At 60.4% G+C, this 16675-nt stretch carries 13 protein-coding genes; 9 read left to right on the forward strand and 4 right to left on the reverse strand.

The window, feature by feature from the left end:
* Window positions 1-114: 114 nt before the first annotated feature.
* Together FHT73_RS15190 and FHT73_RS15195 are read left to right on the forward strand one after the other, a co-directional pair.
* Window positions 115-1845 carry an ABC transporter substrate-binding protein gene (locus FHT73_RS15190; RefSeq protein WP_112336220.1) on the forward strand — a complete coding sequence of 577 codons (1731 nt, stop codon included), beginning with the start codon at window positions 115-117 and terminating at the stop codon, window positions 1843-1845.
* Window positions 1846-2056: 211 nt separating this feature from the next.
* A complete protein-coding gene (locus FHT73_RS15195; RefSeq protein WP_183712646.1) occupies window positions 2057-2917 on the forward strand; it encodes an HAD family acid phosphatase in 861 nt (286 codons plus the stop codon).
* 271 nt (window positions 2918-3188) lie between these two features.
* Here the strand turns inward: FHT73_RS15195 and FHT73_RS15200 are convergent, their stop codons facing one another.
* Entirely contained in the window at window positions 3189-4484 is a 1296-nt protein-coding gene (locus tag FHT73_RS15200) for an ABC transporter substrate-binding protein (protein WP_112606702.1), read from the reverse strand.
* A gap of 150 nt (window positions 4485-4634) precedes the next feature.
* On the opposite strand from FHT73_RS15200, the gene FHT73_RS15205 reads away from it, so the two are divergent.
* The 4 genes from FHT73_RS15205 (at window position 4635) to FHT73_RS15220 (ending at window position 9381) form a co-directional block, all read left to right on the forward strand.
* A complete protein-coding gene (locus tag FHT73_RS15205) occupies window positions 4635-5657 on the forward strand; it encodes a LacI family DNA-binding transcriptional regulator (RefSeq protein WP_183712649.1) in 1023 nt (340 codons plus the stop codon).
* 40 nt (window positions 5658-5697) lie between these two features.
* Window positions 5698-7554 (forward strand): DUF2264 domain-containing protein, encoded by a 1857-nt coding sequence (locus tag FHT73_RS15210; RefSeq protein ID WP_112606707.1) that lies wholly within the window; start codon window positions 5698-5700, stop codon window positions 7552-7554.
* A complete protein-coding gene (locus FHT73_RS15215) occupies window positions 7551-8576 on the forward strand; it encodes a hydroxyacid dehydrogenase (RefSeq protein ID WP_183712652.1) in 1026 nt (341 codons plus the stop codon). The genes FHT73_RS15210 and FHT73_RS15215 overlap by 4 nt, the downstream gene beginning before the upstream one ends.
* 217 nt (window positions 8577-8793) lie before the next feature.
* Window positions 8794-9381 (forward strand): transglycosylase SLT domain-containing protein, encoded by a 588-nt coding sequence (locus FHT73_RS15220; RefSeq protein WP_183713010.1) that lies wholly within the window; start codon window positions 8794-8796, stop codon window positions 9379-9381.
* A 36-nt stretch (window positions 9382-9417) separates the two neighbouring features.
* Here the strand turns inward: FHT73_RS15220 and FHT73_RS15225 are convergent, their stop codons facing one another.
* The 3 genes from FHT73_RS15225 to FHT73_RS15235 form a co-directional block, all read right to left on the reverse strand.
* Window positions 9418-10680 (reverse strand): Gfo/Idh/MocA family oxidoreductase, encoded by a 1263-nt coding sequence (locus FHT73_RS15225; protein WP_112606711.1) that lies wholly within the window; start codon window positions 10678-10680, stop codon window positions 9418-9420.
* A 73-nt stretch (window positions 10681-10753) separates the two neighbouring features.
* On the reverse strand, window positions 10754-12178 hold the full coding sequence (locus FHT73_RS15230) for a mandelate racemase (RefSeq protein WP_183712655.1): 1425 nt from the start codon (window positions 12176-12178) through the stop codon (window positions 10754-10756).
* A gap of 432 nt (window positions 12179-12610) precedes the next feature.
* Window positions 12611-13246 (reverse strand): TetR/AcrR family transcriptional regulator, encoded by a 636-nt coding sequence (locus FHT73_RS15235; protein ID WP_246699057.1) that lies wholly within the window; start codon window positions 13244-13246, stop codon window positions 12611-12613.
* Window positions 13247-13486: 240 nt separating this feature from the next.
* Between FHT73_RS15235 and FHT73_RS15240 the strand changes: the two genes are divergently transcribed.
* From FHT73_RS15240 to FHT73_RS15250, 3 genes are all read left to right on the forward strand, one after another.
* Entirely contained in the window at window positions 13487-14773 is a 1287-nt protein-coding gene (locus tag FHT73_RS15240; protein ID WP_112606716.1) for an ABC transporter substrate-binding protein, read from the forward strand.
* Window positions 14774-14834: 61 nt separating this feature from the next.
* A complete protein-coding gene (locus FHT73_RS15245) occupies window positions 14835-15746 on the forward strand; it encodes a sugar ABC transporter permease (RefSeq protein ID WP_210290394.1) in 912 nt (303 codons plus the stop codon).
* Between the two features lie 28 nt (window positions 15747-15774).
* Entirely contained in the window at window positions 15775-16623 is an 849-nt protein-coding gene (locus tag FHT73_RS15250) for a carbohydrate ABC transporter permease (protein ID WP_183713013.1), read from the forward strand.
* Window positions 16624-16675 lie beyond the last annotated feature (52 nt).

Consider the following 16675-nt stretch of genomic DNA (forward strand, 5'->3'; position numbering starts at 1 on the left):
ACCCGTTACCGCTCCGTTGCCCATCCGGTCATACGAAGCAGTAAGGCAAATCGATACAGATGGCCGGAAATCCGGCTGGCTGACAATGCACTCGCAACCTGTAGGGAGGAATATATGCGACGGCATCTCTTGACGACAACGGCAGTTGCCTTGCTGGCCCTGGCCGGCACAGCCAACGCCGGCATGAACGAAGCCAAGACATTCCTGGACAAGGAGATCGGCGATCTCTCGACGCTCTCGCGCGCCGACCAGGAAAAGGAAATGCAATGGTTCATCGATGCGGCCAAGCCTTTCCAGGGCATGGAAATCAAGGTCGTGTCCGAAACACTGACGACCCACCAGTATGAATCGCAGGTTCTCGCGCCGGCCTTCACCGCCATAACAGGCATCAAGGTCACCCACGACGTCATCCAGGAAGGCGACGTTGTCGAGAAGATCCAGACGCAGATGCAGACCGGCCAGAACCTCTATGACGGCTGGGTCAACGATTCCGACCTGATCGGCACGCATTGGCGCTACAAGCAGGTGCGCAACCTAACTGACTGGATGGCTGGCGAGGGCAAGGACGTCACCAATCCGGGCCTCGATATCGCCGATTTCATCGGCACCAGCTTTACGACTGCTCCGGACAAGAAGCTTTATCAGCTTCCCGACCAGCAGTTCGCCAACCTCTACTGGTTCCGGTACGACTGGTTCAACGACCCGAAGAACAAGGCCGATTTCAAAGCCAAGTACGGCTACGAGCTCGGCGTGCCGGTCAACTGGTCGGCCTATGAGGATATCGCCCAGTTCTTCACCGGTCGCGATGTCGATGGCAAGAAGGTCTTCGGCCATATGGACTATGGCAAGAAGGACCCGTCGCTCGGCTGGCGCTTCACCGATGCCTGGCTTTCCATGGCCGGCAACGGCGACAAGGGCCTGCCGAACGGCCTGCCGGTCGATGAATGGGGCATCAAGGTCGATGCCAACTCCCGTCCTGTCGGCTCCTGCGTCGCGCGTGGTGGCGACACCAACGGACCGGCCGCCGTCTATTCGATCCAGAAATATCTCGATTGGTTGAAGGCCTATGCTCCGGCGGAAGCACAGGGCATGACCTTCTCGGAATCCGGCCCGGTTCCGTCGCAGGGCAATATCGCCCAGCAGATCTTCTGGTACACGGCCTTCACCGCCGATATGGTCAAGCCCGGCCTGCCGGTCATGAATTCGGATGGCACGCCGAAGTGGCGCATGGCACCGTCTCCGCATGGCGTCTATTGGAAGGACGGCATGAAGCTCGGCTACCAGGATGTCGGTTCCTGGACGCTGATGAAATCGACTCCTGTCGATCGCGCCAAGGCCGCATGGCTCTATGCGCAGTTCGTCACCTCGAAGACGGTGGACGTGAAGAAGAGCCATGTCGGCCTCACCTTCATCCGCGAATCCACCATCCGCGACAAGAGCTTCACCAAGCGTGCGCCGGAACTCGGCGGCCTGATCGAGTTCTATCGCTCGCCCGCCCGCGTGCAGTGGTCGCCGACCGGCACCAACGTCCCTGACTATCCGAAGCTCGCACAGCTCTGGTGGCAGGCGATCGGCGATGCCGCATCGGGTGCCAAGGATGCTCAAGGAGCTATGGATGCGCTCTGCGCCGATCAGGAAAAGGTGATGCAGCGCATCGAACGCGCAGGCGTTCAGGGCGATATCGGCCCGAAGCTCGCCGAAGAACACGATCTTGCCTATTGGAACGCCGATGCCGTGAAGAACGGTCATCTCGCTCCACAGCTGAAGGTCGCCAGCGAAAAGGAAAAGCCGGTCACCGTCAATTACGACGAGCTGGTCAAGAGTTGGGCCGACGCGAAGAAATAAGTCGGGTACATGACGCGAAATGGGTGCCGGGGCTCGAAAGAGCTCCGGCATTTTTCGTCGGGACGAAAGTTTCGCAAAAATAATGCTGCGATGACTGTCACAGACTTGACACATTTCCCGCGAGCACGAACTATCCTTATCCGGATCATGATGTCGACGCACATCAGAACCCATTGATATATTTCATGGATTTCTGCATAAGGAGAACAGCGTGAGAAACGGATATTTTGGGCGCAGGACGCTCATCACCGCCATTGGCCTTGTTGCCGCCCTGCCGGCTCTCAGTGCCGATCTGCCGGCACCATCGCCAGACGACAATCTCAATGCCGTTCTTTGGGACCAGACATCGGTCGAGGCGCAGGCCAACGCGCTTGGTGCCTATGCGCTCGGCCGTATCAGGCTCGACGAAGCGCTGACCGACAAGAACTGGACCGCAGCTCCGGTCGAGCAAACAGGCAATTTCCAGGACTTTCCACCCGCCATCATCCTCGATGTCGATGACACCATTCTTAACACCTCGCCCTATCAGGCGCGTAACATCACAGCAGGCACCAGCTTCAAGCCGGATACCTGGACGCAATATGTGAATGCTCAGCAGGACAAGCCTATTCCCGGCGCAGTGGAATTTACCCAATACGCGGCTTCGAAGGGCGTGAAGGTCTTCTACGTCACCAACCGCACCGCCGATGAGGAAGGTCCGACCGTTGAAGAAATGAAACGCTTCGGTTTTCCAATGGGCGACAATGTCGACACGTTCCTGAGCGCCAAAGAGCAGCCGGACTGGGGTTCGGCCAAGGGCACGCGCCGCGCCTTCATCGCCAAGAACTATCGCATTCTCCTGATGTTCGGCGACAATTTCGGCGACTTTACCGACGAGTACAAGGGGACCGTCGAGGAGCGCCAGAAAGTCTTCGAAGCCAACAAGGCGCATTTCGGCCACGACTGGATCGCCATCGCCAATCCGACCTACGGCTCGTTCGAGAGTGCGCCCTACAAGGGCGATTACAAGCTGCCGCCGGAAGAACAGCGCCGGATGAAGCAGGATGTACTGAAGCCCTGGGATGGGAAGTGACCTTCGTCGATAGAAACCTGTCAGGTGAATTCGTGGCTGTGGCAACTCTGTGCCTGGCCCCTCACCCCAACCCTCTCCCCGCCATGCGGGGAGAGGGAGCAACCATGTCCGAACGCTGCTTCAATTCAGCGGAAAGGCCAATTGCTTGCTCTGTCGTCCCCTCTCCCCGCTAGCGGGGAGAGGGTTAGGGTGAGGGGCCGCGGACGGTACGGACCGGGCTGACCCTGACAGATTGAACCGGCCTGACCGTCCCCCCATAGCCAGCCACCAATCAACCCTTCCGCTTCAATTTCGTGGCACCTTCCTCCACCAGCCGCTTCGCCGCCTCGGCGACCGTGATCTTGCCGAAGGCGAGTTGGTCGGCGACGGGGCGGGCGACGTTCACGTCGAATTCCTGGGAGCCGAGCGGCGCCGGCACGGGATAGGTGCCCACCTGATCCTTCAACAGCTCGATATAGTGCACCGTCTGCTGTTCCACCGGATTGAGCGTTGGCAGGATGGCGGCCCGAACGGCAGGCGACATCGGCACGCCGCGCTCGACACCGAGGATCTTGCCGGCATCGAGATCATTGACGAAGAAATTGATGAATTTTGCCGCCGCTTCGCCATTCTTGCTGGTGGCACCGACGCTCCAGATCAGCGCCGGACGATAATAATGGCCGGACGGGCCATCCTTCTTCTCGCGCGGCAGCATGGTGACGGCGAGCTTGCTCTTGACGACAAGTTGGTAACCGACGAGCTGATTGGAATAGGCCATGCCGATCGCAGATTTGCCGAGCGCCAGGCAGTTGCTTTCGATGACGTTCTGGTCGAGCGTCTGCACATCGGCTGAGACCGTGCCGCCGCGTTTGCGCAGCTCTTCCCAGTAGTTGTACCATTCCTTGGCGTCGTCGACGCCGAAGCCGAGTCCACCCTCTTCGGTGAAGAGGCTTTTGCCGCGCTGGCGCAGCCAGACATCGAGCACGTAATTGTAGCGCGCTCCATACGGCCCACCCCAATATCCACGCTTACCGGCAGCCTTGGTCATTTCCACCGCGAGATCGGCATATTCGGCCCATGTCGTCGTCGGACCGGGCGGCGTCAGGCCGGTCTTCTTGAACATGTCCTCGTCATAGAACATTGCGAAAGAATTCAGTCCGAGACCAACGCCATAAAGCTTGTTGTCGACCGTGGTCAGCTTCAACACGTCCTTGCCGAAGCTGTCGATATTCAGCGTCGAGGGCACAAACTGGTCGAGCGGCATGCAGGCGCCGCGTTTCGAATAATCCGAGATCGTGCTCGGCTCGAGCTGGAAGACATCGGCAATGTTCTGGCTGGCCATTCCCGTGGCGAGCTTGGCCCAGTAGCCGTCGCCGCTGATGCTCTCGCCGATGACGGACAAATCAGGATTCTTGCTGTGAAACAGTTCGGCAACCGCGACGGTACGCTTGCCGCGATCGGGCGAGCCCCACCACATCGCCCGGAGCTGCGTCGCATCGGCAAAGGCGGGCATTGCGCCTCCCCCGAAGGCAATGCCGGCCGCGGTCCCAGTGGCTCCGATCATGAAAGAACGACGATTCATGCGCATGAGATTCCTCCTTCTCTTGCGTTGCCATCCGCGGCGATCTCCCCGACGCCTTCAGCGGACAAGTAGCGTGACGATATGCAACTTCATTGCACCGTGCAATAAAAAATCTTTCTATTGCAAATTTGCATAATTTTGCATAGCGTTTGCGACATGAACGATAATCGCTCCAAACGCATCAGGCAGGCCGACATCGCCGCTGCCGCCGGCGTCTCCGTCTCGACGGTGTCGCGGGTCCTCACCAATGAACCCGGCATCAGCGAGACGATCCGCCAGCACATCTTCAAGGTGGCGAGTGATCTCGGCTATCCGCTGAAGACCGCAGCCGAGACGGCAGCCGGCGGCCTGGCATTGATCGCCAGTGACAGCGTCACCGGCGGTTTGAGCGTCTTCTATGAAGGCATTCTGGAGGGCCTTCGCGCAGGCGCTGCCGAGCGCGGCATGCGCTTCGATATCCGCCTCATCCGCGAGGCAAGGACGGAACCGGAACTGGTGAGGGAATATCTGCAGACCGCCAGCGCCGAGGGCCTCTTTCTCGTCGGCATCGACCCATCGGAAGACCTATGTCGCTGGCTTGCAGCAAGCGGCACGCCGACCGTGCTCGTCAACGGCACCGATCCGAAGCTGCGCTTCGACGGCGTTTCACCCTCGAATTTCTTCGGTGCTTATAACGCGACCCGACGTCTGCTTGACGCCGGCCACCGCCGCATTCTGCACCTGACCGGCTCGCATCGGCAGACGATCCGCGAGCGCATCCGCGGCTTCGAGGCGGCGATCGCTTCGGTGGAAGGCGCTGAAGGCCGCATCGTGCCGATGAATTTCAGGGGTAGCTCCAGCCAGGAAGCCCACGACAAGACCGCCGAGATCCTTGCGGCAGACAAAGGCTATACCGCCGCCTTCTGCATGAACGATTTCATCGCTGTCGGCGTGCTCGACGCCGTCATTGAAGCAGGCCTGCGGGTGCCAGAGGATTTCGCTATCGTCGGCTTCGACGACCTTCCCTGCGCCCTGATGACCAATCCTCGGCTGGCAACCATGCGCGTCGACCGCGCAGCTCTCGGTCGCGAAGCGATCGGCCTGATGATCGCACGCTTCCGCGACCGCGATGCGCCGGCCCGCCACATCTGCCACGGCGTCCAGCCGATCGCCGGCGGCACGTTGCCACCCGAAACCTGAAATTCAATCCACCGCGGAAACGATCGAGAAAGCCGAACCGATGATCTATGACCCCGCCAGCTCCAATCCGCTTGCCGGCAACCCGCTGAAGACCCTCCCGGACATGCGCCGCGCGCTCGCCGATCTGTTCGATCCGCTGCTACCCTACTTTTCCGAGGGCAATGCCCGCGTCCGCATCGATGGCGCAGGCGCCCATTTCGACCGCGCCGCCGCCGATCTCGAGGGTTTCGCCCGCCCGCTCTGGGGCCTCGCGCCGCTCGGGGCCGGCGGCGGCGATTTCCGCCATTGGGAACGCTATGCTGAGGGCCTCGCCAGTGGCGTCGATCCGCAACATCCGGAATATTGGGGCACGGTCAACGGCCGCGACCAGCGCATGGTCGAGTTGGCCGCTCTCGGCTTCGCGCTTGCGCTCGTACCCGAAAAGATCTGGGAGCCGCTCGATCAGCGCGCGCGTGACAATCTGATCAGCTATCTCAAGCACGCCCGCACCTTCGATTATGCCGACAACAACTGGAAATTCTTCCGCATCTTCGTGGATATCGCACTCGACCGGCTCGGCGCCGCCTTCGATCGCAGCCTGACCGAAACCTATCTGAACGAGCTGGACGGCTTTTATATCGCTGACGGCTGGTATCGCGACGGCAATGTCCGCCGTATCGATCACTACATTCCCTTCGCCATGCATTTTTACGGGCTGATCTATTCCAAGCTGGTGGATGATGATCGCGCCGAGCGCTACCGCGAGCGTGCAGCGCTCTTCGCCAGGGATTTCCGCCATTGGTTCGCGCCCGATGGCGCCACCATCCCCTTCGGCCGCAGCCTGACCTATCGCTTCGCCTGCGCCGGCTTCTGGTCAGCACTCGCCTTTGCCGATGTCGAGGCGCTGCCATGGGGTGAAATCAAGGGCCTGTGCCTCCGGCACCTGCGCTGGTGGGCCGACAAGCCGATCGCCCATCGCGACGGCACCCTGCCGATCGGCTTTGCCTATCCCAATCTGCTGATGTCGGAGAACTATAACTCCGCCGGCTCGCCCTATTGGGCCTTCAAGGCCTTCCTGCCACTGGCGCTGCCTGAAACGCATCCATTCTGGACCGCCGAAGAAAAGCCGCCGGAGAATGAGCCGGCTATCATCCCGCAAAAGCATCCCGGCATGGTCTTGCTGTGCAGTAGGGATGATGTCGTGGCACTCTCCTCCGGCCAGGAAAACCAGCAGATGCGCTTCGGCGCCGAGAAATACTCGAAATTTGCCTATTCCGCGCGCTACGGCTTCAGCGTCGAAAGCGACGAGCGCATCTTTGCCGGCGGCGCCTTCGACAGCATGCTCGCCTTCAGCGATGACGGTCTGCACTACCGCGTGCGCGAAACAAATGAAGAGGCGAAACTTGCCGGCGATACGCTCTATGCCAAATGGTCTCCCTATCCGGATGTGACGGTGGAGACCTGGCTGATGCCGGCCTCGCCCTGGCACATCCGCCTGCACAGGATCACCACGCCACGGCCGCTGCAGACGGCCGAAGGCGGCTTTGCCATCGCACGGCGGGATTTTGAGGCCGACACGCTCGCCTCCGTGATCGGTGCCGCCTATGCCATAGGTGAAGAGGATTTCAGCGGCATTCTCGACCTCGGCTCGACGATCCCACGCGAAGGCATCGCACAGAAGGCGCCGCCGAACACCAACCTCATCGTCGCAAAGACCCTGGTGCCGCAGCTGCGGGGCACGATCCCCGCGGGCGAGACCATTCTCGTCTCTGCCGTGCTTGCGGAGAAGAACCCCGCTGCCGTCGATCATGCCTGGGCGAAGCCGCCAGCGAAGCCCGATATCGACGCCTTGCGCGCCTTCGTCAAAGACAAGGGGATCACGGTCAGCGCCATCAAGGCACCGGGTCGCCTGCCATGACGCAATCCCTCTCCAGCCACCCGGCCATCGCCTTTGCCATGCAGCCGTCGCGCACGCAGCATGTTCTGCCGGAAGCACTCATCCGGCGTCTCGATACCATCGGCCGCGTGCTCGATGCAGCCCCGATGCAGCGCTTCGATGACGAGCGCGCGGCCAAGCTGCTCGCGGAAGCCGAAATCCTCATCACCGGCTGGGGCTCACCGACGATCGATGCTGCGGCACTGGCGCAGGCGCCGCATCTGAAGCTGGTGGTCCACGCCGCCGGCACGGTGAAGGGCCTGCTCGGCGACAGCCTCTTCGATCGCGGTATCCTGGTCAGCCACGCCGCCCAGGCCAATGCCCTGCCGGTCGCCGAATTCACGCTGGCCGCCATCATCTTTGCCGGCAAGAAAGTCTTTCAGTTTCGTGATCTCTATACTGCCGATCGCAACCGCAATCGAACGATACCAATGCATGCCGAGGCCATCGGCAACTACGGCCGCACCATCGGCATTATAGGCGCCTCGCGGATCGGCCGGCGGGTGATCGAGCTGCTTGCTCCCTTCGACTACCGTATCCTGCTCTATGACCCGATGGTCGATACGGCCGAAGCGGCACGTCTCGGCGTCGAAAAGGCCGAGCTGGACGCGCTGATGGCATCGGCCGACATCGTCTCGCTGCATGCACCCTCGCTGCCCGCCACACGCCATATGATCGACGCCCGACGATTGTCGCTGATGAAGAAGGGGGCGACGTTCATCAATACGGCACGCGGCGCGCTGGTCGACGAAGCCGCCCTGATCGTTGTGCTGAAAACCGGGCGGATCGACGCAATTATCGACGTCACCGATCCGGAAATTCCGGAGGCGGCGTCGGCGTTTTATGAACTGCCGAACGTCTTCCTGACGCCGCATATTGCCGGTGCCGTCGGGCTGGAACGGACCCGCCTCGGTGAGATGGCGGTGGACGAAGCCATCCGCTTTATCGAGGGCAAGCCGCTGCTCTATGAAATCCGCCGCGAGGATATGGTGCGCATGGCCTGACACGGCGCAGCAAAATCATGAAAACACCCTGAAATCGCCCCATTTCGACACAGGCAAACAACCCGTTTTTAATCATTCCGCGCTAGCAATCTCATAAGCATGGGTCCGCCAAAAGCTCGGTCTCGAACTTTTGGAAAGGATCATGCGCCGGCAGGTTGTTGCTGCGTATCTCGTGCCACTGAAAGACGCACGGCGCAGCAATGAAGAGGTTCTAGTAATGCGTACCCGCGTCCTTTCCATTCTGGCCGTAATGCTGCTTAGCGTGCTGGCAGGCTGTGCCACCGCACCGTCGCGCACCCGCAACATCTGCGCGATCTTCGACCAGCGCGATGGCTGGTTCAACAACTGGCAGCGAGCTGCCGAACGCACGGAACGCAAATATGGCGTGCCGGTGCCGATCCTGATGGCGACGATCTATACCGAATCCGGCTTCCGGCCTCGCGCCCGTCCGCCGCGGCGCTATTTGCTCGGCTTCATTCCCTGGAAGCGCCCGACGACGGCCTACGGCTACTCGCAAGCGCTCGACGGCACCTGGGATAAATACAAGCGCGAAACCGGCAACTGGACGGCGAGCCGCACCAATTTCGCCGACGCAATCGACTTTGTCGGCTGGTATCACTACGAGACGCATCTGCAGACCGGCATCGCCCTGAACAATTCCTACGATCTCTACCTCGCTTATTACTCAGGTCCCAAGGGCTACCTGCAGGGATCGTGGCGCGGCAATTCGACAGCCCTCGCCGGAGCCAGGCGCTTCAACGGCATGACGAGACTTTACGCGCAGCAGCTCCCTAGCTGCAGCTGATCGCAGCGTGGTTTCCATCAACTGTAAGCCGCAACCCTAAGGCCGCGGCTCCAGCAGATTGAGACCGCCATCCTCGCCCCAGATATCGGCAACCGATACCTGCTGGCCTGTGCGACTGCTCTGCAGCGCGGCAATGCCACAGAGGACCGACATCGCTCCTGCCCGCGAGCCAGCGCGCTGCTTGAGCTCGTCGTTCGGACCGGAGCGTAGGAGCATGTTACGCAGCCGGTCGTCGCCGCCATAGTGCCCGCCGGATGAATGCGGCACCCATATCCGCTCGACATCGCCGAAATTCTTCATGACGACGATCTCGTCCGCCGGCGGTGTCGTCCAGTTCTGCTTCTCATATTGCCGGAGCTCGATACGCCCCTTGTGACCGTTGAAGGCAATGTGATGCCCTTCGATCGGCATATAGGTATTCAGGGAATAAGAGACGTTGATGCCGTTGCGATAGCGGATGGAGGCAACCATCGTATCGGGGATGTCGATATCCTCGCGGAAGACGCAGGCATCGCGCACATAGCCATCGACGGTCGACGGATCCTCATAGAGGCTTTCGAGCAGCGGCGTCTCGCTGATGTCGAGATAATAGTCGCACTCGTCCTTGTACCGACAGCTTCGACAGCGCTCACCGCGGAACGGACCCTTGCGGCCGTAATGCTTGAGATCGGCAAAGGCGGCGACCGTTTCCGGATCGGAATCCAGATACCAGTTCAAAAGGTCGAAATGATGAGTCGCCTTATGAACGAAGAGGCTGCCGGAATTTTCGACGTAAGCATGCCAGCGGCGGAAGTAATCAGCACCATGGCTGGTGTCGAGATACCAATGGAAGTCGACAGAGGTGACATCGCCGATGACGCCCGAATTGATCAGCTCCTTGATCTTCGCCGCCGTGGGTGCGAAACGGTAGTTGAAGGAGATATCCAGCCGTTTGCCGGTGCGCGCCTCGGCATTGAGGATGCGCTTGATCTTATCGACAGTCGTCGTCATCGGCTTCTCGCTGATAACATCGGCGCCGGCTTCCATCGCCTTGACGATGAGATCGTCATGGGTGGAATCGCGGGTGCAGACGATAACGAGATCCGGCTTTTCCACCTGCAGCAATTCGTCGAAGTCGGTATAGATGGGCACCGATGCGCCGATATAGTCGAGCGCCCGCTTTGCCCGCATGGCGTTGAGATCACACACTGCGACGAGCTCGACCTCATTGCTCCAGCGCTCCACAAGATCCTTGCCCCACATGGTCGCGCCACGGTTTCCCGTGCCGACCAGAACGTAACGTTTCCTCGATGACTGCATCTGCTCCTCCAGACTCTGCAAACAGCGATGATGAGGCCTCGGCGACCTTCATTTACTTCGGCATGCAGAGAATCTACGCTGTCAGCGACCTCTCCATCGCCGTCCAGTCCGGCGCGACCGACGAACCGAGACCGATAGCACCGATAACGGAGCGGATCGCAAGCTGCCCCGCCTCGATCCGCAGCCGCATGCGGCCATTGCTGACGCGGTAGAGATCGGAATGGGCCTCGGCGAAAGCGGCCTGCTCCGCCTCCGGCGCACCGGCCATGCCGTCGACATAGTGGTGACCGTTGCGCTCGATATGCGTCATGCCGATGAGGGAAGCGAGCGCCAGATCCTGCTGCACGGCAAGGCCGCCCTGTGTCGTCAGATCCTCCGCCGACATGAAATAGGGAATACCGCCCTCGGCGCTCCATTTGGCGACGCGGGCGCGGTTCAATAGCGAGCGATAGAAACCCTTGCAGGATTTCGAGGATATGCCGGTATAGCCAAGCGCCCTCGCCGTAACGAAGGCATCGATATCGGCATCGGATTCGTCAATCTCCACCGGTTTGAAGGCGGCGAGCGCCTTCACCGGCTTCTCGAAGGCATGGGCGCGGGCGATCGGCTGCTCGACAAACAGGATCGAAGAAGCGAAACGCGCAAGCCTCGGCTCCTCCTTCACGCGGCCAAGCAGATCGGCGACCGCCTCGGCGGATGAAAATTGCTCGTTGCCGTCGAGCGTCACCGAGTAATTGGGCACCTTGGCATCGATGACGGCAGCGACGCGGCAAAGGCGGTCGATATCAGCATCCGGGGCGCCGGAAACCTTGACCTTGAAAAAGGTCAGGCCATAGGCGTCGATCGCCTCTTCGAAACTCTCCGGCAGGCCGTCGTTCAGCCGCTCGCTTGCCGGAATATCGCCTGATACGATGGCATCGACCAGGCCGACAGTATGGCGGGCAGCAAGGCTTGTGGATGGCTGCAAGGTCGAGAGGAAACCGGAGAGATCGAAGCCCGAGAGATCGCGCGCGGTGGAAGCATCGATGCCGGGGCGGTTCGCCTTGATTGCTCTCGCGACCGTCAGCCCTTCCAGCCGGCAGAGCGCGTCGAGAATAGCCCGGTTTGCAAGCGCCAAACCGAAGGATGCGACAAGCCCGTTCAGCTTCTCAGCCGCCGCGCGGGCGTGATGCGAGGGCTCGACCGCCGCATGCAGGCCAAAAGCTGTTCCCGCACCCGCATCTCTTAGGGAATCGAGCGCCAGAGCCAGCGACCGGCGCAGCTGGTTTTCATTGTCGGCATTGGAAAGGTCGGGCGATTTGTCGAACCATTTCGGCACCATCAGCTCGGCTGCCATGCCCTCCGCCGACCGTCTCTGCGCATCCTCGATGCGTACCCGCAGAAAAATCTGTCGCGCCTCCCGCAAAGTCGCCGCCCCGAAACGGAAGGGAAGCCGCAACTTGACCGGGCGCTCGAATGTCTCGGCCTCGACAAGCCTGATGTTCAATGGATCGGTCATGATGCTGGTCGGCTCCTGTTATGGTCAGGCAAGTCTATTTTCATAGGGCACCAATATGCGTGGCCCCTCACCCCAACCCTCTCCCCGCCTGCGGGGAGAGGGAGTCTTCCAGCTCGAAATTGATATAGCGAGTTGGTTTGCTCTGTCGCCCCCTCTCCCCGTTTCAACGGGAGAGGGCTGGGGTGCGGGCTATTCAGTTCATTGCAGAAGCAGTTTACCGTCAGCCAATCGCATCGCCCTATGGCAGGAGATAGATCGTGTCGGCACGACAGACTTCATGATTTTCCTCCACGCCCGATTCCCTCCAGAATCAGGAAAAGCAAATGCTTGGTCCTCCAAGCAATGTAACCATATAGTTACAAGATCGCGCGTTACCTCCGGCCTTGTCAATTACCTTTTGAAAATTTCTCGAAACCGCTGCGCTGCACGGCATTACACCCGGATCGAAGCAAGCGTGACGGCAACGATATGCTCACCCCAGGCATTGAGCGCATCCGGCGCCATCAGCTTCCGTGCAAAAATCGTCGACAGCGTATGGCGGTTCGACAGATAGAAGAAACCGAGCGCCGCGATCGTGAGATAAACGGATATCGGATCGACTGCCGGCCGGAAAATGCCGAGTGCCTCCCCGCGACGCAGCACATCGGAAAGCTCGTCGATCAGATGCGAATGCATGGCCGAGATTCTATCGGAGCGCTGCAGATAATGCGCGTGATGCAGGTTTTCGGTGGCAAGCAGGCTCAAAAACTCAGGATGCGCTAGGAAATGCCGCCAGGTGAACAAGGCCAGCTCCCGCATCCCCTCCTCCGGATGACGATGCGCCAGATCCAGCTGCTTTTCGGCATTGCGGATCGTCGCATAGCTCGCCTCTAGCACGGCGAGATAGAGCCCCTCCTTATCGCCGAAATAGTGATAGAGCATCCGCTTGTTGGTCTGTGCCCGCGCTGCGATCGCATCCACCCGGGCGCCGCCGAAACCATGCGCGGCAAATTCTTCCGTCGCCGCGTCCAGGATCGTTTCCTGGGTGCGCTGCGGATTGCGTGAGGCCTTCGTTGACCGCTTGTCCATGGTCTTGCAGGCATCCGCTTGTGCTTTATTTTCAGTCTCTTGTCTCGCCCTGACCGCCATGGACGATCTCCTTCCGAACGGTAGCATTAGCGACGGATGCGGCCGGTTCTGCCATGCATCGTTTTGATTGCCGCACGATTGGCGCTTGACAGCGGTCGCGTTTCTATCCAACTTGTAACCAAATAGTTATATCATGCAAAGCAGTTCGTAAATCATCGGTTCGCTGGGGAGGAGACCAGGATGACGTTGACGATCGACCGCCGGCAGTTGCTTGCCGGCATGGCAGCCACACTTGCTTTCAGCAGTATCGGACTTTCCCGCGCCAATGCGGCAACCGCGATGCGCCTTCTTTGGTGGGGATCGAAGGAGCGCAGCGACCGGACATTTGCAGCGGTAAAGGCCTATCAGGCCAAGAACCCGGATATCACCGTCGCCGGCGAATCCTTCGGCTGGGACAGCTATTGGACGCGCCTCGCCACGCAGACCGGGGGCGGCAATGCGCCCGACCTCATCCAGATGGACTATCGCTACATCTTCGAATATGCCCGCCGCGGCGCGCTGCTCGACATGACGCCTTATCTAGGCAAGAGCCTGAAGATCGAGGATTTCGGCCCCGCCAACATCGATTCCGGCAAGGTCGACAACAAGATCTACGGCGTCAGCCTCGGCGTGAATTCCTTCATGGTCGTCCTCAACACGGCCGCCTGGGCCGAAGCTGGTGTCGAACCGCCACATGACGCCATGACGTGGGAACAGGTCGGCGATGCCTGCGCCAAGGTAACCGCCGCCAAGAAGCGTCGCGGTTTCTATGGCACGGCCGACGCGAGCGGCGGGGAGCCGGCGCTAGAATGCTGGCTACGCCAGCGCGGCAAGGCGCTCTATACGACGGACGGCAAGCTCGCCTTCGAAGCCAAGGACGCTACCGAATGGTTCGATCTGTGGGGCCATATGCGCAAGATCGGCGCCTGCGTTCCGGCCGACGTGCAGGCGCTCGATCAGCAGACACTCGAAACCGATATGCTTGTCACCAAAAAGGCAGCGATGAGCTTCGCCCATTCCAACCAGTTCGTGGCCATTCAAGGCCTGAACAAGGAAAAGCTCGATATCGTCTCCTATCCGGTCGCGAGTGCAGACAGCAAACCCGGCCAGTATCTGAAGCCCTCCATGCTCATGTCGGTCTCGGCCACATCCCAGAACAAGGATGCCGCCGTCGCCTTCGTCAACTACCTAGTCGAAGACCCGGAAGGCACCAAGGCACTCGGAGTCGAGCGCGGCGTTCCGCCTTCAAAAAAGATCCGCGATCTCCTGACGCCGGATCTGGATCCCGTCAGTAAACAGGTGGTCGATTATATCGGCCGGCTGACACCACATGTCGGAGCGCTGCCACCATCTCCGCCGAACGGCGCCGGCGAGAATGCATTCCTGCTGAAGAAGATCGCCGAGGAGGTGGCCTTCGGCAAAACCAGCGCACAGGACGCTGGCACGAAGTTCACCGAACAGGCAGCAGCAAACATTACGCGAGGCTGACACCGTGGGTACAAACAGCAAGAGCGTTGCCGGCGGCTTGGCCGTCGGCGCGCGCGCGCCGTTGCGCGTGGAAACCGCCTATAAGGCGCCGAGCGCATTCGCGCGCAACGCACCCGGCTATCTCTTCCTTTTGCCGTGGTTCATTGGCTTCTTCGGACTGACCCTCGGCCCGGCGATTGCCTCGCTCTATCTCTCCTTCACCGACTACAATCTGCTGCAGTCGCCTAACCTCGTCGGCATCGAGAACTACGTGCGGATCGCAACGGCCGACGACAAGTTCCTGTCGTCGATGAAGGTGACGCTGTTCTATGTCGTCTGTTCGGTGCCGCTGAAGCTCGCCTTCGCGCTGCTGGTGGCGCTGCTGCTCAACCGCGGCATCAAGGGCCTGCCGGTCTACCGCGCCATCTTCTACCTGCCGTCGCTGCTCGGCTCCAGCGTCGCGATTGCGGTGCTCTGGCGTCAGATCTTCGATGCCGACGGCATCGTCAATACCCTGCTTTGGTACGCCTTCGGCATCAACGGGCCGAGCTGGATCTCCAATCCCGACTATTCGCTCTATACGCTCATCATCCTGGCCATCTGGCAGTTCGGTTCGCCGATGATCATCTTCCTCGCAGGACTGCGCCAGATCCCGACGGATCTCTACGAGGCCGCCAGCCTGGACGGCGCCTCCAAGGCGCGGATCTTCTTCAAGATCACCCTGCCGCTTTTGACGCCCGTGATCTTCTTCAACGCCGTGGTCCAGACGATCGACGCCTTCAAGGCCTTCACGCCGGCCTACGTCATTTCCTCCGGCACCGGCGGGCCGATCGATTCGACGCTGTTCTATACGCTCTATCTCTACCAGGAAGCCTTCGGCTATTTCCGCATGGGCTATGCCTCGGCGCTGGCCTGGATCCTGGTGATCATCATCGCGATCTTCACCACCTTCTCCTTCCTCTCCGCTCGTTATTGGGTCCACTACGATGACTGACGCGAAGCTCACCCATTTTGCCGAGGACATGAAGCCGCCGCGCGAGCGCCCGTGGTTCCTCTCCGTCCTCATCCACGTCGCCCTCGTCGCCGCGTCGATCGTGATGCTCTATCCGCTGCTGTGGATGCTCTCAGGCTCGATCAAGGACCAGAACGAGATCTTCGGCACAGCATCGCTGATCCCGTCACATTTCGATTTCAGCTCCTACGCCCGCGGCTGGTTCGGCGGCCAGGTCACCTTCGGCAAATTCGTCTGGAATTCGGCTGTCATCGCCGTGCTGTCGGTCATCGGCAATGTCATTTCCTGCTCGCTGGCGGCCTACGCCTTCGCGCGGCTGAATTTCTGGGGCAAGAATTTCTGGTTCGCCCTGATGCTGGGCACGCTGATGCTGCCCTATCACGTCACGCTGATCCCGCAATATATCCTCTTCCTGAAGCTCGGCTGGGTGAAGACCATGCTGCCGCTCGTCGTGCCGAAATTCCTGGCGGTCGACGCCTTCTTCATCTTCCTGATGGTGCAGTTCTTCCGCGGCATTCCGCGCGAGCTGGATGAGGCCGCGATGATGGACGGCTGCAGCCCTTGGCGCATCTACTGGCGCATCATGCTGCCCCTGTCGCTTCCCGTTCTGGCAACGGCCGCCATCTTCTCGTTCATCTGGACCTGGGACGATTTCTTCGGGCCGCTGATTTATCTATCGGATATCAACACCTACACGGTGCAGCTCGGCCTGCGCTCCTTCGTCGACTCCACCGGAAGTTCCGACTGGAGCAGCCTGTTTGCCATGTCGAGCCTGTCGCTGATCCCGGTCTTCCTGATCTTCCTCTTCTTCCAGAGGCTGCTGATCGACGGCATCGCGACCGCCGGTCTCAAACGCTGATTACGAAGCCCGTGGTCCCGAATACCCAAGATTTGGGGCCGCGAACCCACAA

The sequence above is a fragment of the Rhizobium sp. BK098 genome (assembly GCF_014193155.1).
In the GTDB taxonomy this organism is placed as follows: domain Bacteria; phylum Pseudomonadota; class Alphaproteobacteria; order Rhizobiales; family Rhizobiaceae; genus Rhizobium.